Source organism: Leucobacter chromiiresistens (assembly GCF_001477055.1).
Classification (GTDB): domain Bacteria; phylum Actinomycetota; class Actinomycetes; order Actinomycetales; family Microbacteriaceae; genus Leucobacter; species Leucobacter chromiiresistens_A.
Genome location: NZ_LDRK01000173.1, coordinates 1 through 692, shown reverse-complemented (window position 1 = coordinate 692; position 692 = coordinate 1). Strand labels below are relative to the sequence as shown.

1 protein-coding gene is annotated in these 692 nt (G+C 69.4%); it reads right to left on the bottom strand.

The features are described from left to right. Nucleotides 1-4: 4 nt before the first annotated feature. Nucleotides 5-692 (bottom strand): thiamine pyrophosphate-dependent enzyme (locus NS354_RS12905; RefSeq protein WP_241490548.1); only part of this gene is annotated, 688 nt, incomplete at its 5' end.

The following is a 692-nucleotide window of genomic DNA, read 5'->3' as shown; positions in this document are numbered from 1 at the left end:
TAGCCTATCCACGGGTGACCTGGAACTCGGCCATCAGGTCTTTGGCGCGCTGCAGCGAGACCGCGAGGTCGTCGACCTCGCGCACCCGGATCGCCTTGCACCCGAGCCCCTCGGCGACCTTGACGTGGTCGACGCCGTAGCCGTCGGTCTCGGGGCTGTTGACGTTGTCGAAGGCGAGCGACACGTGGTAGTCCATCTCGAAGCCGCGCTGCGCCTGGCGGATCAGGCCGAGGTACGAGTTGTTCACGACGACGTGGATGTAGGGCAGCTTGAACTGGGCGCCGACGGCGAGCTCCTCGATCATGAACTGGAAGTCGTAGTCGCCCGAGAGCGCGACGACGGGCGTCTTCGGGTCGGCGGCGACCACGCCGAGCGCGGCCGGCAGCGTCCACCCGAGCGGTCCGGCCTGCCCGCAGTTGATCCAGTGCCGCGGCTTGTAGACGTGCAGCATCTGGGCGCCGGCGATCTGCGAGAGCCCGATCGTCGTCACGTAGCGGGTGTCGCGCCCGAACGCGCGGTTCATCTCCTGGTAGACGCGCTGCGGCTTGATGGGCACGTTGTCGAAGTTCGTCTTGCGCAGCAGGGTGCCCTTGCGGGCCTGCGTCTCCTCCACCCACGCCCGGCGGTCGGGCAGCGATCCGGCGTCGCGGCGCGCGGTGGCGGCTTCGAGCAGCGCGTCGATCGCGGCGGCC